The organism is Lentilactobacillus farraginis DSM 18382 = JCM 14108 (assembly GCF_000583655.1).
Classification (GTDB): domain Bacteria; phylum Bacillota; class Bacilli; order Lactobacillales; family Lactobacillaceae; genus Lentilactobacillus; species Lentilactobacillus farraginis.
Map to the genome: position 1 here is coordinate 22,392 of NZ_BAKI01000019.1, position 24,979 is coordinate 47,370.

Below are 24,979 nucleotides of genomic sequence, written 5' to 3' on the forward strand. Positions count from 1 at the left end.
ATCTGGAGGTCGTTAAGATGGATCCACGATGGCACAACGCATTATACACAACTGAAGGCATTAACTCAGAGGGCTTGGAAGGTCACGCATACATTCCCAATGGTCTAAAGGTTCAAACCAGCAGCCCGCTCAATCAGCATCCCGGAACCAATCCCGAACAGCTGCTGAGTCTTTCATTAAGCACCTGTTTGGAGGCAACGCTGGAAGCTATCGAACGAGAGCATCATCTGCCGCATACGTCCGCGGTTCGGGTTCAAGTAGCATTTATCGGTGAACGGGCCCATTATGAATTTCTGGTCAACGCCCAAATCAAAATTAGCGGTGTTGATTTTGAAACTGCAACTAAAATGACCGCCGAAGCTGAAAAGCGCTGCTGTGTTTCTCAACTGTTGGCCGGCAGTCGCAATTACACAGTCGAAACAGTTCGTGAATTTACTAACAAATAATAAGTCTAGACCCTTAAATTAAAATTATTTTAATTTAAATGGCATTATTTCTTGATCCGGGGTAGTAACTGAAGCTGATTTGCGGTAATATTTATTTAAATTAAGGAATTAATCAACTAACTTTATTCGTAAATACTCGAATTTAATAAGTGTTTATGAACAAAAAGGCTTGATTTTAAATTAATTTTTCAATTATGTCATTTTACTGTATAATCTCATTTAATGACATTAAAAGAAAACAGGAGGCATTTATTTATGGATAGAAAAATCCCAAACATTATGGGTACTCAACATCCAGATAACGCAGGAGTTCCGTTTTTCAAAAATCATGATAACCCGTTTATTTCAGCTTACCGGGAAATTGACGAAGCTTATGAAAACTTCTCAACCTTGGGTGCCGACGAATATATGTGGGACTGGGAAGGTAAGCACGCCGATGCATCGGTTATCGACCGCTTATATTCCGAACACTACGATTACTTCAAGAAGCACCAACTTGGCCGGGACAAATTTTTAACCTTCCGTTTTCCAAATATTTGGGAAGAAAAGGGTTACAGCTTAATGCAGGCCATGACAACGATCCTTTCAGCCGAGGATTTTGCGAAGGATTTGGGCTTTGATGAGCGGCCATTGTTTGAAGCTATTCTACCAATGACTCAGTCAGCCGATCAATTAATTGAAATGGAAGATAAGTTTTCAAGTTTAGCCCATTACAAATCCAAAGAATTCAATACCGGCCATGAAAATTCGGATACCCTGCAAATGATCCCCCTGTTTGAAGGTTTCCAATCACAATTGGACGCGCCTGAAATCTTAGAGAAGTTTATTGAATTATACAAAAAGCATTTTGGCCGAGATGTTGAATATATGCGAGTCTTCTTGGCCGGCTCAGATTCTGCCCTTTCAAACGGTTTCCTAAATAGTATTATTGGAAATAAATTGGCCCTGAGTCATTTAGCTAGATTTGAAGATAAAAGTGGCTTACCAATTTATCCGATTGCCGGAATGGGCAGCACCGTCTTCCGTGGTGGTCTTTCACCGCTGATGTTGGATCGCTACCTGGAAGAATTCCCCGGCTTAAAGACAGCCACAATTCAGTCTGCATTCCGTTACGACTACCCATTAGACGTGGTCGAACCGGCTATCATGAAATTACGTGACGGCCTGCAGCAAAGTAAGTTCCAAATCATTTCCGAAGAAGACGAAAAAACGCTTTTGGAAATTGCTGATAAAGCAGCTAAAGAATATCACGTAACACTGGATCCGCTTATTAACGATTTACAGCCGATTTTCGATGCCTTTCCAAAGCGTCGTGATCGTCACCAGCACGTGGGAATTATTGGTTATTCACGTGATGTTGATGGCTACAAGATGCCACGGGCAATTACATTTACAGGTGCACTCTACTCAATTGGTGTTCCGCCTGAATTTATCGGTGTTGGTCGGGTCCTTACCAAATTAAACGATAAGGAATTAACTGTTTTGAGAAAATATTATCATAACATTAAAGCTGATTATGAACATGTTTCCCATTACTTCAGTAAAGAAGCTTTAACCGAACTTCAACGAAAGAATCCTGCTTGGAAAGCCGTTGATGATGATATCGAAGGAATTGAAAAGCTGTTTGATATTGTTGCAGGTCCTGAAACCAAAGAGGAAGAAAAGCATGCCCAACTTGCTGCCGACTTGGTTAAAATTAACGATGATACCACTAAGACAGCTCTCATCCAGCGTCAAGCAACCTTGAGAAAATTCTTAGGTTAATTTATCCCAAAAAGACATCCTGTCCAGGGGTGTCTTTTTTGGTACTTGGCGATATAATTAAAATAGAATGGAATAGCTAAGAAACTTTGATTTCTAATGAAAGGTAGATTTTATCATGTTCAAAACCAGTTTAATTTTACCGGTACTTGTCGCCGGTCTCGCTTTCCTGACAACCGTCGGGGATTCAACTGCCGCTGAAGCAACGGTTGCCAAGGCTATGCCGGGAGCCCTCACTTACCATAAGACCGATCAGTTCGCAAGAATTGGTTCAAATTACAAATCATTTAAGCTTTATAACCACGTACCAACCAGCTCTTATAAAAACATCAAAACAATTTCCTGGAAAAAGGCCAAAATGAGTCCTAATGGTATTGTTAATAACGCCGTTCATATTGATTTGTATGCCACGCAAGGAACCCGATACAACTGGTATCGAATTTCCAAAGCCAACGTATTGCGGGGCAAAGCAGGTGCTGCTGATTCAACCGCCGGCAAACAAAGCGTTCAAAAATATTGGGTCTATGGCCAGGCGTTGATTTTTCCAAAGGTAACCACAACAGCCGTCTTTTCTTAGTACCTACGCCACTTTTGGCTGGACTGAGACAAAGGTAATTTTGGCCAGTCCTTTTCGATTATGCTCTGGAAGCTAATCATCTTTTGTCTCACTCTCAAAATAATTCATATTCCAGAAAACAGCCGATTGCGTTATGCTGGAAAGGAACAGAATTTTTGAAAGGATTGATTTAATTGAAAACAACACGAAATTTGTCAAGCTGTACAGCCGTTTTAGTCGGTAAAAAGGCCACCGTCGATGGGTCAACTATGATCGCCAGAAATGAAGATGCCGGTGGCGGTATTAACGCAAAACGCTTTATTGTCGTCAAGCCCGAAGATCAACCGAAAACTTACATATCAACTTTTAACAATTTTCAGCTGAAACTACCGGCTAATCCGCTTCGATATACTGAAACGCCATGTGCAGATCTTCGTAACGGCCGCTGGGGAGAATCGGGTATCAACACCGACAATGTCGCCATGAGTGCCACTGAAACCGAATTTACAAACACCACCACGCTCGGCTTGGACCCCTTGGTCGATGACGGCATTGGCGAGGAAGCCATGCTGACAGTTGTTCTCCCCTACATTCACAGCGCCCGGGAAGGCGTTCAGCGATTGGGCGAACTGGTTACCAAGTACGGGACCTGTGAGAGTAACGGAATTGCCTTTTCGGATCAAAACGAAGTTTGGTATTTTGAAACAGTTGGCGGCCATCATTGGGCTGCTGAACGGATTCCCGATGATACTTACGTGATTGCCCCTAATCAAACCGGCATTCAAGAAATCGACTTTAATGATTCACAACACTTTATGTATTCGGCGGATTTAAAGGAATTTGCTGAAAAAAATCATTTAAATAAAAGACCGGACAGTTTTAATTTTCGGGATATTTTCGGTGAAGATGTTCAAAGCGATCACTACTACAACACCCCCAGAGTTTGGTACGGTCAGAAATATCTTAACCCGGAAATTAAGCAGGACCTCAAAGCCGCACCATGCCGTTCAGTCGGGTACCCGCTCATCTGGTTTCAATTGAAGACGTGGCGTTTATCCTGAGCAGCCATTATCAAGGAACCGACTTTGACCCTTACGGTAAAACCGGAACCCCGGAAACCAGGCAGCGCTATCGGCCAATTGGCATGAACCGCAATCAAGAAATGCACATTCTTCAAATCAGACCCGACTTCCCTGCTGAGCACGCCGCCATTCACTGGCTGGCCGAAGGTGTTAACATCTTTAATTCACCGGTACCTTTCTTTGCCAATTGCCTCGACACGCCAAAGAACTTCAAGGAAACGCCGGAACGAACGACGACTGAAAGCTTTTATTGGCTGAACAAACTTATCGCCATGTTAGCCGACCCCTTCTTTGCCGAGCACGATCTGGCTGCAATGACCGCCGTTTCTGAGAGCCGTAAATTCGGATTTGCCAAGGGAAGAAGTGCTGTCACGAAAGCCGACCAGGAATTTGCCGAGCTTTCCAAGGCCGAACTGCCGAAATGGCACACCAAAATCAACAATGAAGTTGCCGCAGCCATTACCGATAATTTAAAAGATCTGCTAAACCAATTGGTCCTGCTGCGGGCGGAAAAAATGGTCCCAACCTTTGAAAAAGGCGGCGAACTATAAAAACCAATCAACTATAAATATAAAGCGTGAATCAAGTGATTACTTTCAATTAATGGCAGCCATCTTCTGATTCACGCTTTTTAATTTTCAATTATCCCCTTGACCTCATCGGGTTTCACCCGCGAATAGTTACTGCATAACATCCCCCCTTTCCATTCGTACCAAATAATTAACTGACCAGGATGCTTAACTGAATTTTTCACTATGGTTAAGCAAACGTTTATTTGAGAATGCTTAAATATAAATTTCAACTTGATAAATCAAGCCGACAAGCGTATGCTCTTATTTAAAGTAGTTAATACTTTTATTTTTTCGCTCTTTAAAGTATTAATTACTTTTATTAAGCTTGAAGGGAGTTTTTAATCATGGATAACGTTAACCAGCGGACAATTTCCCGAATTTTTCTGATTATCGGGACCGCATGGCTATTTGATGCGATGGACGTCGGCTTATTATCATTTATCATGTCCATTGTGCACAAAGAATGGGCACTAACAAATTCTCAAACCGGTCTGATTAGTTCAATCAGTACGATTGGGATGGTTTGCGGTGGCTTTTATTTTGGCCACCTGGCTGATCGAATCGGCAGAAAGAACACTTTAATTGCCACTCTGCTGACTTTTTCGATTGGTAATCTGATTCTGGCCGGTGCGCCCGGCTTTATGGCATTTCTGATCATCCGCTTCATTGTCGGTATGGGACTCGGTGGCGAGTTACCGGTTGCCGCCACCTATATCGCCGATATTTATCGTGGCCGCAAGCGCTCACAAATGCTGATTTTGGCGGATAGCTTTTGGGCGCTCGGTTGGCTGGCAGCATCATTTCTGTCATTTCTGCTAACCCCCTTTCTTGGTTGGCGGGGTATCTTAGTCATTACTGCCGTTACCGGATTCTTTGCTATTATATTGAGAAAACATATTCACGAAAGTCGTTCCGAAAGTGCCGTCAAGCAACACTGGCTGGTTTCTCTTCGACAGACATTCAAACCTTGGACATTAATGCTTTGGCTGGCTTGGTTCATGGTCATGTTCAGCTACTATGGCATGTTTATGTGGCTGCCAAGCATTATGGTAGATAAAGGTTATGGGATTGTTAACAGTTTTGGTTACACGACCATTATCGTCGTTGCCCAGCTGCCCGGTTACTTCTGTGCAGCCTGGTTGGCTAAACGGATTAAAGTAAAGTATGTTTTCGCCCTTTACATGCTGGGAACCGCGCTTGGCGCTGTTATGTTCGGTCAATCAACAACCGCTGCTTTAATCGTCGTTTCCGGTTGTGTTCTTTCCTTTTTCAATCTCGGTGCATATGGTGCGATTATCGCATTGACACCCGAGCTTTATCAAAATAACATTCGGGGAACCATGACCGGTATGGCTCAGGGAATTGGCCGAATTGGTGCTATTTTCGGTCCACTGTTAATTGGTGTTTTGATGGATCGACAAATCGGTATCAGCGTTATTTTTGGCATCTTCATGGTATCGCTGGTTATTGGCGCACTTGCCGTTTTAGCCCTGCCGACATCAAATAATCTTAAGGAGACTCACAACAATGAACCCAATCTTAATTAAAGAAAAACTGGCGGCGTTTTTAAAAGAAGACCTTCAATTTGATGATTTAAGCTTACGGTTCCTGCCAGCCGGTCAATCAATCAGCGGCAGCTTCATTGCCAAACAAAGTGGTATTATCTGTGGCCAGCAAATCCCTCAAATTGCCTACAACCTTATCGATAAGGCTGCTTACACGCCAGTTGTTTCTGATGGTACCAAGGTCAAGCCGGGGCAAACAATCGGCCGGGTTATCGGCACGCCGGCCGCTCTGCTATCCGGTGAACGGGTTATTTTAAATCTCATGCAGCATATGAGTGGCATCGCAACTAAAACAGCTCAAATGGTAACTAAATTAGCTGATCCGAGTATTCGCCTAACCGATACCCGAAAAACAACGCCCGGCCTACGTATGTTCGACAAATATGCTGTTACCGTTGGTGGCGGGGTTAACCACCGATTCGACCTGACCGGCGCAATAATGCTTAAAGATAACCACATTGCCTTGGCCGGTGGTGTTAAGTCTGCTCTTTTAATGGTCCAAAGGCACGCCGGCCCCTTGACGCCGATTGAAATTGAAGTCGAAACCGAGTCAGAACTACGGGATGCTGTTTCAGTAGGTGCCAACGTCATTATGTTTGACAACCAAACCCCTGAAACCATCAAAAAATGGCGGCGGCTGGTTCCCGCTACCATTAAGGTTGAAGCTTCAGGCGGTATTTCAGAGGATACAATTGCCGATTTTAAAGGCTGCGGCGCCGACTTTATTTCAGTCGGTAACTTGACAAACGATGTTTCACCGTTAGATATCAGCTTTTTGATTGATGGTGCTGTGAAAAGCACCCCCGTCTAAACATGAAATATCCTAATTTTAAAAAATTATGCCATTTATAATTGGTCATTATTTTACGTATACCCGGGCAATCATTGACACTGTTTATCTTTTTGTTAAGATTTTGTCGATTAAAGCGTATTATTACAGTGAAATGCTGTAATAATGCGTTTTTTAAACCTATCCTAATTTGACTTTTATGCTAAAATTATAGTGTGCTTGTTAATCAAAATTCACATGGGGGTCGTTTAATTGAGCCAATATACTTTTTTAAAACCTTACACACTTCGGAACGGTGTGACTGTCAAAAATCGGATTGCGATGTCGCCCATGACCGAACAATCCAGTTTCGAAGACGGTTCAATCACTTCTGATGAAATTGCCTATTACCATTTACGAGCCGGTGGCGTTGGCTTACTAATCACCGGCTGCGCCAACGTCAACGATCTTGGCAAGGGCTTTGAGGGTGAGCTAAGCGTTGCGCACGAAAGCATGCTGCCTGGTTTATCCCGGTTGGCAAACGCCATTAAAGTTAACGGTACAAAGGCTATCCTACAGATTTTTAGCGCCGGCCGAATGAGCCATTCAAGCATTTTGCGCGGCAAGCAGCCGGTTTCAGCCAGTGCAGTGGCAGCTGTTCGTCCAGATGCCGAAACACCCCGATCCTTGAGCGAAGACGAAATTGAGCAGACAATTACTGACTTTGCCAAGGCAACGCAATTAGCTATCGATGCCGGCTTTGACGGGGTCGAACTACATGGTGCCAACACTTATTTATTGCAGCAGTTCTTCAGCCCCCATTCCAATCGGCGAACCGATCGCTGGGGTGGTAGTTTGGAAAATCGAATGCGGTTTCCATTGGCAGTTGTTGACGCCTGTGCCAAAGTTGTCAGTCAAGCGGGCCGGCCGTTTATTCTCGGCTATCGCATTTCTCCTGAAGAAATCGAAAAACCCGGCATCAGATTATCTGATACCTTGGCACTGGTTAAGCAGCTGAATCAAAAACCAATTGATTACCTGCACGTTTCATTGGCAGATGCTTGGGGAACTTCAATTGTTGATCAAACAGACAAGCAACCGGTTTTTGAAAAAATTCAGGCTGTCTTGGCAGCTGACCTGCCGTTAATGGTTGTTGGTCACTTGGCAACTCCTGCTCAAGTCGAGAAGTTAATGAATGCCAATGTTGACTTCGCGGCACTGGGACGAGAGTTAATTCGGGAACCAAAGTGGGTTCAAAAAGCAGCTGCCGGCGACGAAAAAGCCATTCGTTATACATTTTCATTACAGGACCTGGATGAGCTGAAAGTCACGCCGCCACTGCTGCATTTCTTACGGACAGCCTTTAAAAAGGGCTTTCCAATCTCAACAGACACACGTCAAATTAATATCGATTAGGTAAATAGAGAAGGAGAATTTTATGGCAAAAATTCAAATGGCGGCGCAAGGGACGCTGACTTGATTTATCGACACCTTATGAAGGTTAGCGGGCAAACAAATAACCTTAGCTATAGTCAAAAGGACGTTCACAAATATCTGAATGAAATCAAAATTTCCGATAGAATGCGGGATGACAGTATTGCCGTTTCATTTGTTGCCTATGAAAACGAGGAAATCGTCGGCTTAGCACAATTGAGGCGAAGCGCACTGCCCCGCTATACTAATCGCGGTGAGCTGGCCGTTTCAGTTGACCAGGATTTTCAAAGCCAGGGAATCGGCAGCCAGTTAATAGAAGAAGTCCTGGATTGGGCTACTCAAGAATGGCAGTTGCACGGCATTTATCTGGACGTTCTGTCTGGAAATCTACGGGCGATCGATCTTTATAAAAAATACGGCTTTAAAATTGTTGGTGACCTGCCGCTTCTAATGACCATTAGTGGTCGCGACGTCGCCGGAAAGCGAATGTTTAAAGAACTAAAAAACGATTGAATCAAAACTGGAAGTTGCCTTTCAGCGCACGCTTTCGCTCGGAAATAATCGTGATTACAAACGGGTCTGAAACAAAAATAATTTTGTTTCAGACCCGTTCTTTTTCATAAAGCCCTTTCTTTGAATCCCACAAGACGGTTACAATAATAAGTGACCGATCAAAACTTTTAATGATGAAAGAAGTCATTCAAAAATGAAAGAAACGTTTACAGTTCCTTGTAACGATAATGAAATCACACTGACTGTCGACAATGTCAGTTATCAGTATTTGGCGTTGCGCCGAGCTTCTCTGGATGTTGCCCCCTTGGAATCCGTTAATGTGACCTTAACGGATGAACCGGTCGACGGTCACGCCTATTATGAAGTTGCCGGTTTTAGCGTCATGGTTTCCGCAACATTGGCCGATCACCAATTAGCCCCCGGAGACTACACTGTCTACCGGGCAACGCCAGGCAGTCATCCAAGTATGGTGATTCAGCGAGCAACCCCTGCTGAAGCCTAACGTAAAAAGAGGCGAGACTGAAACAAAAGTAACTTTGGCCAGTCCCGTTTCCTACAATTATTACCGAGTGGCAGTTAACCATCTGTCATCCCATTCTCGATTTAATTTAGCTTAATGGTTAATCCGATTATCAAGTGCCGCGCTTAAATCAGCAACCGATTCAAAGACAAACTGGTTTACCTGTCGCAGCCGATTTGAATCCGCGTATTGCGACCAGGCGGCAGAATAACAATCAATTCCCACGGAACGACAGGCATCAATATCACCAATCGTATCCGCAACATACGCCATTTGGCTGGGAACCAAATGGTAGCGGTCCAACAGCTTTTTAAAATTTTCAGCCTTGTTGGGTCCCTTGGACGAACCAATTAAAATTGGTGAAAAATAGTTAACTAATCCTAATTTTTCAAGGCTGATTCGACAACTAACCGAGCCTTTGCCGGTTACAAGCGGTGTCACAATTTGTCGGTTCTTTAAATGATCCGAGAGATTTTTAATTCCGGGAAACGGTGCCGTTAATGCCGCATGGCTTTCCTGATATTGTTGATAAAAATCGTCCAAAATATTCGCCGGCGCATGTGGAATCAACTGATTCAGCATCCCAATCTCGTTGGCGCCAAAGGTGGATAAAATCTCGTTATTGCTTATTTCACGGTGCGTATACTTATAAACTGTTTTTCGAAAAGCATCGAAAATAACCGGAAATGTTTCACCAACCGTGCCATCCAGATCAAACGCAATAAGTTTATAAATGAGAATCCTCTCCATTCTTGTGAGTTTAACTGATAAACTTATTTTAACCGACAAAGGGCCTCCTGCCAAATAAATGACGGGGGCCTTTTAATCGACAACTGTTTTAAATTAGTAATCAGCCGTTTGCTTTCTCAGGGTGTCCCTGAAGGTAAATGACGTGGGTATTCAAGTATTCTTCAATACCGTGACGACCATCATCACCGCCGATACCGGATTCCTTCCAGCCGGAGTGTGAACCGTTCATTGCTTCAAAGTTAAAGCGATTAATGTAGGTTTCCCCATCTTCCAGCTCGTTGGCAGCCCGCATTGCATTATCCAAGTTCTCAGTAAAGATGGATGATGTCAAGCCAAAGTCACTGTCGTTAGCCATTTCAATGGCATCATCCAATGTCTTAAAGGTCAAGACCGGCAATACCGGGCCAAAGATTTCATCCTGAACAATTTCTGAATCCTGCTTGACATTGGTAATAACAGTCGGTTCATAGTAGAAACCATTTGCAATATTCAACTTATGACCACCGGCTGTAATCTTGCCGCCGGCTTTGACTGCCCGGTCAACCATTCCGGCAACCTTATCCAAAGCTGCCTGGTTAATCAACGGTCCCATCCCAATGTTTTCATCTTTCATTGGATCGCCAACCGTGACTTCAGACATCTTCTTGGACAGTTTCTTGATAAATTCGTCGGCAACGTCTTCTTGAACGTAAACCCGTTCACAATTGTTGCAAAGTTGACCATTATTATCAACTCGGGAATCAATAATGGATTGAACCGCCAAATCAATATCGGCATCCTTGCAAACAATTGCCGGTGCTTTACCACCGAGTTCAAGAGAAACTTTAGCCATGTGGGTAGCAGCGCCTTCCATGATTCGCTTACCAGAGGCAACCGAACCGGTCAAACTAATAATGCCGACTTTCTTGTTACGGGTAAGTTCATCACCGACAACCGAACCGGGACCGGAAACAATGTTGACAACGCCCTTTGGAATACCAACCTTTTCACAAATCTTGGCAAATTCAAGTGCCAGGTTTGGTGTGTCGGAACTTGGCTTCATAACAATGGTATTACCGGTTACCAAAGCCGGACCCATCTTACGGGCAATCAGGAAGAATGGGAAGTTCCATGGTAAAATTCCGGCTGCCACGCCAATTGGCTGCTTGGCAATCATGATATTTTCATTCTTATTATCGGATTGAAGAATCTCACCTTCGTAAGTGCGGGCTGCACTGCCCATGTAATCAAAGTAATCCGCTGAGAATAGGATTTCGGTGGTTGCCAAAGACTTAATCTTACCCTGTTCTTCCTGGAGCATTTCAATCAAGTGATCCTTTTGACGACGAACCTCGTTGGCAACATCGTGTAAATATTGACCACGGGTTGCGGCAGGGACTTTCTTCCATGATTTTTCTGCTTCATAAGCAGCATCGATGGCTTCACGAGTTTCTTCACGGGTTGCGCTTGGCACCGTTGAAATCGGTTCACCAGTAGCCGGATTAATAACCGTAATGGTGTTACCCGAATTTGAGTCCTTAAATTCTCCGTTAATATACATTTGATAATGTTTTAATGCAACAGCATTTTGTGCCATAGTATTGCTTCCTTTCCAATGATATCCTGTCGAATTGACTGGCAGAAAAGAATGCTTTTAATACTTATCTGTAAATTATTAACAATCCGGTATTAATCTCCCGGCTTGTAGTCGTCATCAATGACCAAAACCGGTTTGATTGTTTTGCCACTGACTGAGTCGGCGTTGGCTTGATTGATGTCGTCAAACTTGTAAAACTTTTCGGTCTTGTCAAAATCAAACATGCCTAGTTTGTAGAAGCGAATTAATCTTGGAATATCAACTTGTGGAATTGAATCGCCCATATTGACACCGACAATCTTACGATCGCTGGTGCAAAGGTCATTCCACGTATCCAAATCAATATGCTGATCGGTAACGGCAATCGTTGCGGTCGTCCCACCTTGTGCCAATGCCTTAATGGAATCTTCCATGACCTTCTTAACACCGGTTGTATCAACCGCATAATCAACACCATGACCATCTGTCAGTTTTTGAATAGCTTTAACAGCATCTTCATCTTTACTATTAATGGCGTCCGTTGCACCGAGTTCCTTAGCCAGTTCAAGCCGTGACGGAACAATGTCGATGGCAATTACTTTCGTGCAACCGGAAATTCGGCCGGCCATCATAGCAGCCAAACCAACTGCCCCGGTTCCAAATACCGCGATTGTTGAACCGGGCTTTGGCTTCAACGTGTTAAAGACAGTCCCGCTTCCTGTGACATAGCCACAACCCAGAGGTCCAAGTTTTCGCAAATCCAGATCTTTGGAACTTTAACGGCATTTCGTTCACGAACAACCGTTGTTGTTGTAAATGATGATTGGTCAAACATATCCGCAACATCGTGACCATTCTCGGTAAAGTGGGCACTGCCGTCAGGTCGAACACCTGAAAGGTTATTGGCCGCATAGTTTAAGCATTGGGTCGGAATCCCACGTAAGCAATTAATACAATTTCCACAGCCATAGAATGACAAGACAACGTGATCGCCAGGCTTGAAGTTTTTAACTTCCGGACCAACTTTTTCAACGATGCCGGAGCCTTCGTGTCCTAAAACGATCGGGTAACCGATTTCCGCGGTTCCCTTTCGCAAAGCTTCGTCTGAATGACAAATCCCACTGGCAACCATGTGGACCTGAAGATCGTCAGCCTGCATATCAGCCAGTTCGACATCGTCCTTCATCTCAAAATTGCCACCCTTATTGTTGACAACTGCTGCTTTAATTCGCATAATCACATCTCCATAACAATTTATTTGTATTTAATGAGCAATCGTTATCAAATAAAAAGCGGACCTTTTATCACAAACTTTTTGATTAAAACCAATCGTTTGCCAGTCAATATTCTGACAATCGAGAATGATTCCAACAGCCATCCGCTTCTTTCATAACAACCGCTTACATCTTCATTTATAGTGCATTTCATATTTTTTTGCAAGTTTATTTTCATTATTTTTGGCGAAAAAAGCCATCCGGATTTTCACTCGTATACGCGCCGTAGTTATTTCACAATCGCACTTTTTTTAATTTATTGTGAAATAAATAATCAGTGAAATTTGAAAGATCGTGAAAAATTCACGTAAAAATTCGGCCGACTTTTTCATAGCAACCGCGTATCGATTGTAACTATCGGTTAACCGACCTGCCAATTTTCAATATTAGCGTTTTTTAATTTTCGAACTCTGAGCATCCCCTTAATCGCTCTAAATTTTGTCATTAACTCAGCAAGTCGAGCGTCGGAACAATCAGTCAGGTCTGTATTGACGATGGTATAGCCATAACCGTTTTGATTATTATTCATCATTTCCATCACCGTCAACTGCTGTTCATTCAGTAAAGATGAAATCTCAGCCATGGCATTATCCTGCAGTTTGAAGAAAAATGTCAACCGGTCTGGGCTGGTAAACGGCAGATCAACCCGGGGAAAATTCACTGACGAGCGGACCGTCCCGTTTTCCAAAAAGTCCAATAAATTTTGAAGAATTAAATTAGCACTATGCGTAAGTGCTTCGGTCGTATTGCCGCCCAGATGCGGCAATAACGTGACTTTTGGCTGTCCCTGCAGTGTATTAGTCGGAAAATCACTGACATACCCCGCAAAAACATCTTGTTTTAACGCAGCAACCACAGCTCGATCATCTACCAATTCGCCACGACCAAAATTAAGCAGAAAAGCCGACTTCTTCATCATTTTAAAATGCTTGGCTGTCAATAAGCCGCGGGTTTCCGGCGTTAGCGGTAATAACAGAACAATAAAATCCGCTGAGGTCAAGACTTCTTCAATCGTTTCAAGCTGCTGGACGTGCCGGAGATTCTTAAAACTTCGATTATACCCGATAATCTGCATTCCCAAATGATAACAGGCATCCGCCAACCGCTGGCCAATGGTCCCCAGGCCCAGAATCCCAAGTGTTTTACCATAGAGTTCCTGGCCAATATAATCCTTCCGCCTTTTTTCGGCGGCTTCTTGTAAAGTCTCGCCAGCAGCGCTTTTTTGCCGGTCAACCATTTGAATGGCCTCATTCAGTGGCCGAACACACCGAAACAGGTTTTGGATAATGAGTTCCTTCACCGCGTTTGCATTAACGCCCGGAGTGTTAAAAACAGCGGTGCCATTTTCAGTACAGGCATCAATATTGATTGTATTGGTCCCGGTACCCGAACGGGCAACCAACAACAACCGCTTTGAAATCAGCGCATCATCAACCCGGGAACTCCGGACCAGAATTGCATCCGGCGTATCGGTATCGGTTATTTGAAAAACATCACCGGAAAAATCAGTGACATCAAAAGGATCGATTTTTTTAACTTTGTACATAATTAAAAGCTCCTTTGAGTTCCTTTTTCTAAAATAATAGTATATTATACCAATAGTAAATTTTGAGAGAAAGAAGTTGAACGTTATGCATATTGATTTTGTCAGGCTGTCACAGGATAAACCAACCATCGGTAAAAATACGCAAACCAAAAATACAACTTTTGGCCAGTGGGTCGAAATCGGTGCGAGCAATCTGATCGATAACAGCACCATTGGTGACTACACGTATACCGGTCAGTATTGCTTTATTCAAAACAGTGATCTCCAAAAATTTATTAGTATGGCTGCCATGATTCGAATTGGCCCAACCAATCATCCCTATGATCGACCGGCTCAACACATCTCATTATATAACGGTGGCGCCTATGGGTTTGAACATCCTGATACGGATTTTCTGGAAAAGCGGACCCACGTTCGAACAACTATTGGTAATGACGTTTGGATCGGCCATGGGGCCATTGTTCAGGCCGGTGTAACCGTCGGCGATGGTGCTGTCATTGGATCAGGCGCCGTTGTGACCAAAGACGTTGCCCCCTATACAATTGTGGGCGGTGTTCCGGCAAAGCCAATCAAAGATCGGTTCCCTGACGAAATCAAAACGGACATGGAAAAAATTGCCTGGTGGAATTGGCCACGAGAAGACATTGAAAAATATTACCTTGATTTCCGCTTACCCGTCAAGGAATTTATTGATAAACATTTACCAAAAGCATGAAATTAACGATTAAAGACTGCCAGCCAATTATTACAGGTTGCAGTCTTTTTTATTTCAATGAATTCTTTGACCATTGGCAGTTGTATAATAGTAAACAGCTTCATTTTTAATACTGAAATTGGCTTTCATTAGCGCTTTTTTTGCTATAATTAACAGTTGGAAGCTATTCAGGTACATATTGGAGGAAACTAACATGTCGCAGGAAAAAACAAAGTCTTGCGTAATGTGCGGCAAACGAATTCCCGCATACGCAAACTTTTGCCCTTATTGTGGCGCAAAACAACCTTGGTTAAGTGAAAGTGAAGACAACCATTCCCGAATGCAAAGAGTCGTTGAATGGCGTGATACGCCCCTTGGCCGGCTAACGATGCTGGCTGTCGGCTTTTTAATTATCGTAGCTTTTGCCAGCTCGTGTCGGCTTCAGGACGGTCCTGGTCACAAAACAGTCGGTCGGGAATTAAATCAATATTTATTTAATGCTCAAGAAAAAACGCCTTTTGGTAAAAAGCCTAAAATCAAAGTCGATAAGAATAAAGGTGTTTCAATTAAGATTTCAAATTCAAGCAAAGCTGTGAAGAAACTGAAGGCGGGCAAGCCGGCAACTTGGAATCGGTTTGTTGCCCGCGTCAAACGACGATCAAATTCATTTAAGCACGTTTACGCCAACCAACTGTATTCAAAAATCAAAGTAACTGCTCGCGATGATAAAAACAAACTCCTGCTAAAAGTCGATCAGGGAAAAATTAAATATAATATTGCTGATAAATATCATTAAGTTGGTTGAATCATAGATCAGTTAAAAAGCGTGATTAGCACCAACTTGTTAGTTGTTGCCAATCACGCTTTCTGGTTTTTCCAATCAAATATCCTTTGCCATGATTAAGTCCCGCTGTCGGCTGCTGCCCAAAGTAAAAACATGCTCGCCGACCTGGACAAACCCCAGCTTTTGATAAAACTTTTTGGCACTCTCGTTATGTTCCCAGACACCCAGCCAAATCCGGTGTTTGGAAACCCGCCTGGCAATTTCGAAAGCTTTATTCATTAAGTGGGTTCCCAAGCCCAAATGTTTAAATGATGGCCGAATATAAATCCGTTGCACTTCAAGTTTGTCCGTTCCGTATTGTTCGGTTTGATTATTGCCAAAATTAACCTTTAAATACCCCGCCAACTGATCATCCATATAAATAAAGAAAAATGCTGATTCGGGATCCGATAATTCTTTGGTCAATTGATCAGTGTTATAAGCTTTCGTCAAATAGCGATCCAAATCAGCCTGCTGATTGGCATCACCAAATGTATCCGTAAATGTCTCCCTGCTAATTTGCTGAAGTGCCCCTACATCAGCCAACGTACACTCTCTTAATAACACACTCATCTAAGCTTCGTCTCCTTTAATTAATTAACCGCTGTTACTAATACAATCGTTGATGACCTTTTTTTACCCGTTCCCAATCATCACTCACGTTTTGGCTGACTTTTTCAAGCAGTTCTGCAAGTTGGTCAGCCTGCTGATTGGAAAGCCCCGTTAATGCCATTTTATTGGAATAATGGTTTTCCCGTTCAATAACTGGTGCCAACTGCCTGCCCCGCTCCGAGACAAACAGCCGCCGAATTTTTTTATTGTTGTCATCAGGGCGCTTTTCAATGAGGCCGCTCTTTTCTAATTTTTGAATAGCCCGGGCGGCAGTCGTTCGATCTACCTTAATCATTTCAGCTAAACGCTCCTGAATGATTCCCGGGTGTTCATAAATCCGGATCAGATATAAATATTGGCCCTTCGACAGATCAAATCGCTTAAATTCAACATTGGCAATTGCGTCCAATGCCCGGGCAATAACCCCGATTGGCCTTAAAATTTCCGCCACTTTGGTCCCTCCCTCGTTACCTTCGTGCAATAGGGCTATTTTATAATATTTTTGTTGTATATGCAATAAAAATATTATAAAGGAATTGGGATTGAAACAAAAATAATTTGTCTCAATCCCATGCTCCTACGATTACTAACAAGTAAAACTGTTTTCTGGAAATTAACCGCCTTTCATACCACTCTTACCTAACAGAACCGGAACGCTTATTCATCAGCGGCTTTTGACCACTAACAGGAACCTGCTTTGTATTTGTCAGCACCTCGGTAGAAAACAGCTTTTCAACCAAATCTTTTGGTAACAACCCCGCATTTTCAACCAGGTGTTTAACAGGGATATTGGTTTTTTCAGACGTCTTAATTAAGGCCGTCGTTCGCTCATAACCCAGATACGGTGAAAGGATCGTCGCGGCAATTGAAGAATGGTTAACCTCGTCTCGACAACGGTCAACATTTACCTGCAGGCCAACCAGGCAGTTGTCAATCAACGTTTGAACGGCTTTTGTTAAGTGCGCCTCACTGGTTAAAATTTCTTTAAACATAATGGGTTCAAAAGCATTTAGTTCCAGCTGACCACTTTCAGCAGCCATTGTCACCGTTAAGTCCTTACCAATTACTTCGAAGGCAACCTGGTTAACAACTTCGGGAATCACCGGATTGATTTTCCCCGGCATAATTGAAGAGCCGGCTTGAACTTTGGGAAGTGAAATTTCTCCCAGCCCCGCTTGAGGACCGCTTGCCAGCAATCGAAGGTCATGACACATTTTTGATAAATTAACAGCCACACCCTTTAAAATACCGGATAAACTTGTAAAAGCATCACTGTTTTGGGTTGCATCTACCAAATCGGTCGCCTGTGTCAGCGGTATCCCGGCAATTCGACTTAGGGCCGGCACAATGGCTTTTTCATACGATTGGCTTGCGTTAAGTCCAGTCCCAATCGCGGTGCCGCCAAGGTTCACCTGACAAAGCTGCTTTTCAACGGCTTTTAATTTTCGTAAATCACGCTTAAAGCCCGCCGCATATGCGTTAAAACTTCTACCGAAAGTTGTCGGCACCGCATCCTGCAGCTGCGTGCGGCCTACTTTGACTGCCTGACTGTACACCATCGCTTTCTGTTCGAGCACATGGATTAGTTGATTAATCTTTTCTTCCAGTGGTTCAATTGCCTTTAGCATCGCCATCTTACCTGCTGTCGGATATGTGTCATTAGTCGACTGGGATTGATTGACATCATCATTAGGATGAATTTTTATTGCTTCACGCCCGGATTGCGCGCTGATTTTCATTGCCAAACGGGCAACCACTTCATTGACATTCATGTTAGTTGATGTTCCGGCACCCCCCTGAATAGCTGGTACAATAAACGCTTGAAAATCTTTCGAAAATAATAGTTCATTACATGCCGAAATAATCAGCGCCGCTTTTTTGCGATTTAACGTTCCCGCCTTTTGATTAACCAATGCGGCCGCCTTTTTAATTTGTAAATAACTCTCAATTATCAATGGGTTGACCCGTTGATTCGTAATCGGGAAATTATGTTTTGCCCGCAAAGTATGGATCCCGTACAATACTTCATCCGAAATAAACATCTCACCAATACAATCCTTTTCTAATCTCATTGCCAATCCCCATTTCATGTAATATCTTTTAACATCAACTTACAAAAATAAATATATACCTATTTTATTTTTTGTCAACCAACTTCTTTTCTGCCAACCAATAGTCAATCATACCAATGATGACATTTGAATGACAGCTATTAACGCTTTTTTATCATTTCAGCCGATTTTATCCGTTTATGTAATAAAACATTACATGTAGTATTTCTGTTATCACCAGGTAGATCAGCCGATCAGCTTTCAGTCAGTTTAATTATTTCAAAATTCATTAAATTTCATAACAATTGTCTTTGTCTTTGGTATCCTTAAACTATCAACTGAATTCAAATTAATTGGGGGAATTGTTCGTTGAAAAAACTAATTATAATTTTCGCAGTGTGTTTCGTTAGCATCTCATTAACCGCCTGCAGCAATAACGGTAATCAAAAAAACAGTCACAACGCAAGCTCAAAAACCGCCCAGTCTTTTGCCGGTGCCAGCCGCAATAAAGCCATCAGCCGCTCAGACTATCATCACATAAAACTGGGAAACATTGCCTCACCCAAAGACGGTACCACACAAAAGCAGGTTCTACGTGTCTTTGGTAAACCCAATTCCAAAAGTCGGGTCACCGTGGAAGGCACCACTGATAAAAAAGCAGCTGTGCAGTATTCATGGACTAGGCTTAGCGATGGTTTTCGGGCGGCCGCCGTTACAGTAGAGTTCCTAAACAACCACGCGATTGGCAAGGGATATCTTCAAGCAACCCGCTCAAAGCGGCATTACCCGGCTAAAAGCCGATTTCAAAATCTTAATCTTGGCACTTCATACCAAACCGTTATTAGGGACCTGGGAAATCCCGATGCCGAGTCCTTAACCGGCCAGGGTGAAGTATCGGCCCACAATCTAACATATATCATCAGTAAAAATGGTCGGGCTTATAATTTATTATTTGCGGGTAATCGGCTAACTTCAAAAACTATCATCACCACAAAGGTGCATGACACCAATTAAACAAAAAAATACTGACAGTCGCCCTACCTACAGGTCAACTGTCAGTTCCTTTACGCTGATAACTGATTTTGTTTTATAATTTCAGGCTAATTTACCAGCCTGAATAAATTGATGATTTAAAAATTGATAGCGCCTGGGGTTGCCGGTTAGCTTGGAAAAAGGGTATGGCTCCTTTTCATGGTCCAAAATGACTTTAACCAAATAATTTCTCAAGATCCACGGTTCCTCAATTCGGGTAACCTTTAAATTCAAGACCTGTTTGAGATGAACCGGCGTCGTATGTAAGTCGGCTGCAGCCGTTTCCAAAGAAACATTCGCCAAGTCAAAGTTTCGCTGTAACTCATCAATTGTCGCTGCAATTTCATCCGCTGTAAGAGACATGACGTCACTTCCTTAAAATGGGTTATTGATATTTGAACGTGATTAAATTCACGTTAGATAAGATGGTAGCATATTTTGTATCCGTTAACAAATCATTCTTCCACCTATCCGCGTCATTGTGGCCATTGAGATGGCCCAACGTAACGTTTATAATAACAGATATACAGGTTTATCATTGACCTGTCAGCCACACTAACTATTTTTGGTTGGGTTGCCAAAACTACTAATCCAATAAAGTCTCCAAATATTTATGTGCCTGCTCCTTGGTCGTTGGTTTTTGCTTGAGAAAAATCCACTCCAAGATAAGCAGCACGGTTTCACTACAATGATCCGCCATTAATTGGGTAGGAATCTCTGATTTTGAATAGTTCAAAGACTCATAGAAAATTTTCTGCATAATATTTTTTAAGTAGTTTATAAAACTAGTCACCAACGTCCCGGAGAAAGCGTTGTTTTTTAAAATATTATTCAGAAGTTCCTGATTTTTTTCAAAGATTTCATACAACCGATCAAAGTAAACAATCAAAGCTTTATCGGATTCAACTTTGGTAATCTGTCAACTTCGATCTCAGCTGCCAATACGTGCCAACAATAATCGACCAAATCATACTTATCATCAAAATAGTTATAAAAGGTCGCTCTGGGAAAATTGCTGACTTGGCAGATTTCATTAACACTAATTGTCTCAAAGGCTTTTTTCGACAACAGCCCCAGCATGGTTTTGAAAAAAGCAGTCAGTGTTCGTTGGGCACCACGGGTTGGTTTTTTTGACAAATCGTACTTCATAAGCAGTCTCCTATTTTTGCACTTTTAACATTTTGTCTAAATTTAAACAAATGCAATAAATTGTAACTTGCGTTAAATCCATGCTGAGTTTATCATTTTCAAGTAGCTTATACAAGTGTCCAAGTTTAAACAGTCGTTAACTAATTATAACAAAGGGGAGAAAGATAAATGCAAAAGTTTCGTGAAAAACACGTCTTAGCACTGATTATTTGGCTTGGATTGGCATTAATTGCTATTTTTACCCTGCCGAATATTTCACAGCTGGTTCGTGATAAGGGTGCCATTACCCTACCAGCCAACGTTGAAAGTGAGGTTGCCAATAAAATTCAAAAGAAGGCCTCAGGCGGTAAATCCGTTCGCAGTTTAATATTGGTTTTCAATAATAAAAACGGTAAAATCACAGCCGAACAGTCGCAACAAATTACCGACGCGGCCAATGCTGTTCGCAACGATTCGAGCTTACATACCAGTAGTGTGACAAGCCCCGGTGATAATGCCGCCGCTAAAAAGCAGCTCACTTCAGACGATAAAACAACTCAAATGGTGATGGTCACGCTTCCCAGTAAGTATAAAGTTCGTTCCCAGACCGACAAACTTTTAAATAAAATCAAGACTTCCGGTTTGCGAACTTACGTAACGGGAAATGATATCCTAAACGAAGATTTTTCTACCGTAACTGAAAAGGGACTCCAAAAAACCGAAATTATCGCGGCCGTCTTTATTTTTATTGTCTTGGTAATTGTATTCAGGTCGTTACTCATTCCATTTATTTCACTGCTAACAGTTGGTCTATCCTATCTAATTTCTTTGAACATCGTGATGAACCTGGCAGATAAATACAACTTTCCAATCTCCAACTTTACCCAGGTCTTTTTGGTGGTCGTTCTGTTTGGAATTGGTACCGACTACAATATTTTGCTGTATGACCGGTTTAAAGAAGAGATCAAGAACGGCGTTGCGGCAGTTACGGCTTCCCGGACTGCCCGAAAGCACGCCGGCAGAACCATTTTATACAGTGGCTCATCCGTTTTAATCGGCTTTACGGCTCTAGCACTTGCAAAATTTTCATTCTATCGCTCCGGGGTTGCCGTCGCCGTTGGTGTTGCCATTCTATTGGCCGTTCTATTAACCTTTAATATGTTCTTTATGGCAACACTTGGTGAAAAACTGTTCTGGCCAAGTAAAGATCTGTCGGCACATGATCGAAGCTTTTTGTGGCATTGGCTATCAAAGTTAACGCTATCACATACCTTTGTGATGGTCGGCATTTTAGTAATTGCGGCAATTCCGTTACTATTCCTGGGAAAACAACAGTTAAACTTTAACAATGCCGATGAATTACCAAACACAGTCCAGTCAAAAGCTGGCTATGAAGTTATTCAAGCACACTATCCGGCCGGAATGTCCGGTCCATCTACCCTATACATTGAAAGTAAAAAACCCCTGAATACCCAAAAGGACTTGGCGGAATTAGATGATTTAACCGGTTACCTGAAATCAGAACCGGGGGTTAAAACAGTTGCATCCGTTACCCGGCCCAGCGGTGACAAGATTAAACAGCTTTATCTGAAAAGTCAGTTGGGTAAGCTGGTCAGCGGCTTAAATCAGGCAAACTACGGACTCAAAAAAGTTCAAAAGGGGCTTAAGAGTGCCAATAAGAAATTAGCTAGTTCCAACGCATCCCAAAGTGCCGCTCAAGTTCAAAAGCTTGCCAACGGCGCCAAAAGTCTCCAATCCGGCGCCCAGCAGCTCAGCCAAGGTGTTTCCAGCTACACTGCCGGCGTCGGTCAATTATCAAGCGGCTCGCAACAACTAAGTCAAGGTGCCGCTTCGCTCACCACCAGTACTGGTCGGCTGCAGGCAGGCAGCCGACAGGTAACCGCTGGTATTCGCCAGCTTCAGCGCCAAACCGGCCGAATTCCGACTGTTCAACGTCAAGCAGGCCGGTTAGCTGCCGGATCAAGTTCTGTGACATCGGGACTTGGTCAATTACGGTCACAATCAACGCCGTTTGCCAGTGGTCTGAACCGGTTGAATCAGGGAAGTTCTCAATTGCAGCAAAACAGTTCATCCCTGACTTCCGGCGCAAAACGGGTTGCAAGTGGCAGCACACAAGTTAACAACGGTGTACAACAGTTGAACAGAAAAATGAAACAGCTCGAATCTCAAACTCAACAGTTGCAACAGGGGCTGACCTCAGCTACCAATGCCCTGGGTCAAATTGACAGCGGTACAAATACCGTTAACAATTATTTGAAACAAATGCAAAAATCCTACTTGGGCGACACATTCTACATGCCGGCCGATACAATTAAGAGCGCTTCGTTTACACCGTCTCTTGATTCATATATGTCCAAGAACCGAAAGATTACCAACATTTCGATCGTTTTAACATCCGATCCAAGCACCACACAGTCAGCCAAACGAATTCGGACAATTTCAGCCGATGTAAAAGCACGGCTAAAGAACACGGATCTTAAAAATGCAACGGTTGCCGTGGGTGGTCAAAGTTCGCAAACTGCCGATTTACAAAAAACAGCTAATGGCGATTTCTTAAGAACGGTTGCGATTATGCTGGTTGGAATCGGGTTAGCACTTATGATTGTTACCCGTTCGCTTGTCCAAGCATTAACAATCATTGGAACATTGGTTGTCACCTACTTTGGGTCCCTTCAAATTACGCGTTTGCTGTCAGGATATTTGATGGCTCGGGACATGCTAACATGGAACACACCGTTCTTCAGCTTTATTATGCTGATTGCACTTGGTGTTGATTACAGTATTTTCCTAATGATGCGCTATCGGGACGATGCCAGTGCCATTCCGGATGTTCGCCGTCGTATTCTGCACGCCGCCACCATTATCGGTACAGTGGTCATCTCGGCAGCCATTATCCTGGGCGGTACATTTGCTGCGCTGATCCCATCCAACGTATTAACTTTAATCCAAGTAGCAACTGCCGTTATTGTTGGGCTCATCATCTTGGTCATCACATTGCCTATTATCATGTCGGCAATGATTAAATGGACCTATCCTTACGTTAATGACAAGATGTACCAGAAGAAACTAGAAGCGGATGAAAAGAAACATCCAACTCGTCGCAGTAAACACTCAGAGTCGTAATTAGATCAACCTTTTTCATCAGCTTAAGTTAAATAACTACATGGAAAAAGCGACCAGACAAAAATTTTGTTTGGTCGCTTTTTGGCATAATAACAACAGCTATTAAAAAGCCAAAAAAACAGCTACCGTTCGAGCCAATATTTGCCGGTTAACCCATCCGGTAATTCCCGCAATTTGACAGTCCCCTTCAAAAGACGATATATTGCATATATAATTGTATTACTGGAATCAATTTTATCATTCACAGAAATTCACGTTATGAAAGGAATTATCAACAAAAATGACAAAAAAATTTCTTAAGTTGCTTATCTTGCCGCTTATGGGGCTAATGTTTGGAGCTATCGCGCAATCTACTCACAGTGAACCGGTAAATGCTGCTTATTTTAAAATTGGCAAGATCTATCGCTATACACCGCCGACTTGGCGTGGTAACTGGTATTCCTACGTTAACGGTCATATGTGCGTTACCCACATCAATAAATACTCGGTCACTCAAACGTATAAGGGTAAAACCCACAGCTTGTTTCGCAGTAATTGGAAAGATTATAAAAAATTGGCGGTTGCCAAAATCAAAGGGACCAATAAATTCACTTTTAACGCCCTTGCAAATAAATCCTATGAAAGTGATGGCGGCTGGAAAACCACCTATCGAACCATTAATCGCCAGAAAGTAAAAGTTCTTAGAGATTATAGTGCTGCCGGCGGTTACGTCGATCTATTCAGAGCACCCGTATACAAATCCTATTCCAAATAAACCCCTTTTGGAGGAATGAAGTATGTCTCAAAATAAAATCGTTAACGCACTGTCTTATCTATCAATCGTCTTTGCGCCCTTTATATTTCCCTTTATCGTTTGGGTGGTTACCAGTCATTATCCAGATATGCACGAAACGGCCAGAAGAGCCTTTATCCTGCATTTGATCCCCTTGGTATTAACGATCCTCACATTCATGGTAATCGGCATCACCGGGCTCACAACAAAGGATTCTCAAGTCACGGGAATTATGTTCATCATTTTAGTGGTCTTGGTTGCTTTGGTTGACTTCGCGGTATTTGTTTATAATTTGTACTTGGGAATTAAAATTTTAATCGCTGATTAATAACAACTCAATTAAGCGGTTTCAAAGCCGTGTCAAAAAGGGACTGTAACAA

At 42.8% G+C, this 24,979-nt stretch carries 21 protein-coding genes and 3 pseudogenes; 15 read left to right on the forward strand and 9 right to left on the reverse strand.

The genetic code is table 11. The features are described from left to right. Window positions 1-17 precede the first annotated feature (17 nt). From JCM14108_RS07765 to JCM14108_RS07805, 9 genes and pseudogenes are all read left to right on the forward strand, one after another. Window positions 18-446, forward strand: a complete 429-nt coding sequence (locus tag JCM14108_RS07765) for an OsmC family protein (protein ID WP_035179917.1) — start codon at window positions 18-20, stop codon at window positions 444-446. Between the two features lie 255 nt (window positions 447-701). Further along, a complete protein-coding gene (gene ppcA, locus JCM14108_RS07770; RefSeq protein ID WP_035179919.1) occupies window positions 702-2,210 on the forward strand; it encodes a phosphoenolpyruvate carboxylase in 1,509 nt (502 codons plus the stop codon). A gap of 115 nt (window positions 2,211-2,325) precedes the next feature. Beyond that, window positions 2,326-2,784 (forward strand): hypothetical protein, encoded by a 459-nt coding sequence (locus JCM14108_RS07775; protein ID WP_035179920.1) that lies wholly within the window; start codon window positions 2,326-2,328, stop codon window positions 2,782-2,784. A gap of 173 nt (window positions 2,785-2,957) precedes the next feature. Beyond that, window positions 2,958-4,396, forward strand: a pseudogene (locus tag JCM14108_RS07780) (C69 family dipeptidase). Window positions 4,397-4,761: 365 nt separating this feature from the next. After that, entirely contained in the window at window positions 4,762-5,964 is a 1,203-nt protein-coding gene (locus tag JCM14108_RS07785) for an MFS transporter (protein WP_035179922.1), read from the forward strand. Further along, entirely contained in the window at window positions 5,945-6,793 is an 849-nt protein-coding gene (nadC, locus tag JCM14108_RS07790; protein ID WP_035179925.1) for a carboxylating nicotinate-nucleotide diphosphorylase, read from the forward strand. Before JCM14108_RS07785 ends, nadC begins: the two co-directional genes overlap by 20 nt. A gap of 231 nt (window positions 6,794-7,024) precedes the next feature. Next, entirely contained in the window at window positions 7,025-8,167 is a 1,143-nt protein-coding gene (locus tag JCM14108_RS07795; RefSeq protein WP_035179927.1) for an NADH-dependent flavin oxidoreductase, read from the forward strand. Between the two features lie 60 nt (window positions 8,168-8,227). Then, on the forward strand, window positions 8,228-8,698 hold the full coding sequence (locus JCM14108_RS07800; RefSeq protein WP_237745758.1) for a GNAT family N-acetyltransferase: 471 nt from the start codon (window positions 8,228-8,230) through the stop codon (window positions 8,696-8,698). 193 nt (window positions 8,699-8,891) lie between these two features. Further along, window positions 8,892-9,200 (forward strand): hypothetical protein, encoded by a 309-nt coding sequence (locus tag JCM14108_RS07805; protein WP_035179930.1) that lies wholly within the window; start codon window positions 8,892-8,894, stop codon window positions 9,198-9,200. Window positions 9,201-9,311: 111 nt separating this feature from the next. Here JCM14108_RS07805 and JCM14108_RS07810 read toward each other — a convergent pair whose 3' ends face one another. The 4 genes and pseudogenes from JCM14108_RS07810 to JCM14108_RS07825 form a co-directional block, all read right to left on the reverse strand. After that, entirely contained in the window at window positions 9,312-10,007 is a 696-nt protein-coding gene (locus tag JCM14108_RS07810; RefSeq protein ID WP_235807151.1) for an HAD family hydrolase, read from the reverse strand. Between the two features lie 61 nt (window positions 10,008-10,068). Further along, entirely contained in the window at window positions 10,069-11,544 is a 1,476-nt protein-coding gene (gene aldA, locus JCM14108_RS07815; protein ID WP_035179933.1) for an aldehyde dehydrogenase, read from the reverse strand. Between the two features lie 92 nt (window positions 11,545-11,636). Further along, window positions 11,637-12,757, reverse strand: a pseudogene (locus tag JCM14108_RS07820) (NAD(P)-dependent alcohol dehydrogenase). 401 nt (window positions 12,758-13,158) lie between these two features. Further along, window positions 13,159-14,343 (reverse strand): NAD(P)-dependent oxidoreductase, encoded by a 1,185-nt coding sequence (locus tag JCM14108_RS07825; protein ID WP_035179936.1) that lies wholly within the window; start codon window positions 14,341-14,343, stop codon window positions 13,159-13,161. An 85-nt stretch (window positions 14,344-14,428) separates the two neighbouring features. Between JCM14108_RS07825 and JCM14108_RS07830 the strand changes: the two genes are divergently transcribed. Then, the gene (locus tag JCM14108_RS07830; protein WP_035179942.1) at window positions 14,429-15,058 is read left to right on the forward strand and encodes a DapH/DapD/GlmU-related protein; all 630 of its coding nucleotides are present in this window, start codon (window positions 14,429-14,431) and stop codon (window positions 15,056-15,058) included. Window positions 15,059-15,251: 193 nt separating this feature from the next. After that, the gene (locus tag JCM14108_RS07835) at window positions 15,252-15,833 is read left to right on the forward strand and encodes a zinc ribbon domain-containing protein (protein ID WP_035179945.1); all 582 of its coding nucleotides are present in this window, start codon (window positions 15,252-15,254) and stop codon (window positions 15,831-15,833) included. Window positions 15,834-15,917: 84 nt separating this feature from the next. On the opposite strand, the gene JCM14108_RS07840 is transcribed toward JCM14108_RS07835, so the two are convergent. From JCM14108_RS07840 to JCM14108_RS07850, 3 genes are all read right to left on the reverse strand, one after another. Further along, on the reverse strand, window positions 15,918-16,433 hold the full coding sequence (locus JCM14108_RS07840) for a GNAT family N-acetyltransferase (RefSeq protein WP_035179946.1): 516 nt from the start codon (window positions 16,431-16,433) through the stop codon (window positions 15,918-15,920). Window positions 16,434-16,470: 37 nt separating this feature from the next. Further along, the gene (locus tag JCM14108_RS07845; RefSeq protein WP_035179948.1) at window positions 16,471-16,923 is read right to left on the reverse strand and encodes a MarR family winged helix-turn-helix transcriptional regulator; all 453 of its coding nucleotides are present in this window, start codon (window positions 16,921-16,923) and stop codon (window positions 16,471-16,473) included. Window positions 16,924-17,107: 184 nt separating this feature from the next. Then, window positions 17,108-18,544: an aspartate ammonia-lyase gene (locus JCM14108_RS07850; protein ID WP_081759872.1), complete on the reverse strand. Its 1,437-nt coding sequence runs from the start codon at window positions 18,542-18,544 to the stop codon at window positions 17,108-17,110. A gap of 348 nt (window positions 18,545-18,892) precedes the next feature. Here JCM14108_RS07850 and JCM14108_RS07855 point away from each other — a divergent pair, with 348 nt between their 5' ends. Then, on the forward strand, window positions 18,893-19,537 hold the full coding sequence (locus JCM14108_RS07855; RefSeq protein ID WP_081759873.1) for a DUF3862 domain-containing protein: 645 nt from the start codon (window positions 18,893-18,895) through the stop codon (window positions 19,535-19,537). Between the two features lie 81 nt (window positions 19,538-19,618). On the opposite strand, the gene JCM14108_RS07860 is transcribed toward JCM14108_RS07855, so the two are convergent. Together JCM14108_RS07860 and JCM14108_RS16225 are read right to left on the reverse strand one after the other, a co-directional pair. After that, entirely contained in the window at window positions 19,619-19,918 is a 300-nt protein-coding gene (locus JCM14108_RS07860) for a DUF2316 family protein (RefSeq protein WP_035179951.1), read from the reverse strand. A gap of 223 nt (window positions 19,919-20,141) precedes the next feature. Next, window positions 20,142-20,704 (reverse strand): annotated as a pseudogene (locus tag JCM14108_RS16225) (TetR/AcrR family transcriptional regulator). Between the two features lie 168 nt (window positions 20,705-20,872). On the opposite strand from JCM14108_RS16225, the gene JCM14108_RS07870 reads away from it, so the two are divergent. The 3 genes from JCM14108_RS07870 to JCM14108_RS07880 all read left to right on the forward strand — a co-directional run bounded on the left by JCM14108_RS07870 (window position 20,873) and on the right by JCM14108_RS07880 (window position 24,927). Then, window positions 20,873-23,827 (forward strand): MMPL family transporter, encoded by a 2,955-nt coding sequence (locus JCM14108_RS07870; RefSeq protein WP_035179952.1) that lies wholly within the window; start codon window positions 20,873-20,875, stop codon window positions 23,825-23,827. Between the two features lie 280 nt (window positions 23,828-24,107). Then, window positions 24,108-24,581 (forward strand): hypothetical protein, encoded by a 474-nt coding sequence (locus JCM14108_RS07875; protein WP_035179954.1) that lies wholly within the window; start codon window positions 24,108-24,110, stop codon window positions 24,579-24,581. Between the two features lie 22 nt (window positions 24,582-24,603). Further along, window positions 24,604-24,927 (forward strand): membrane protein, encoded by a 324-nt coding sequence (locus JCM14108_RS07880; RefSeq protein ID WP_035179957.1) that lies wholly within the window; start codon window positions 24,604-24,606, stop codon window positions 24,925-24,927. Window positions 24,928-24,979: the final 52 nt, after the last annotated feature.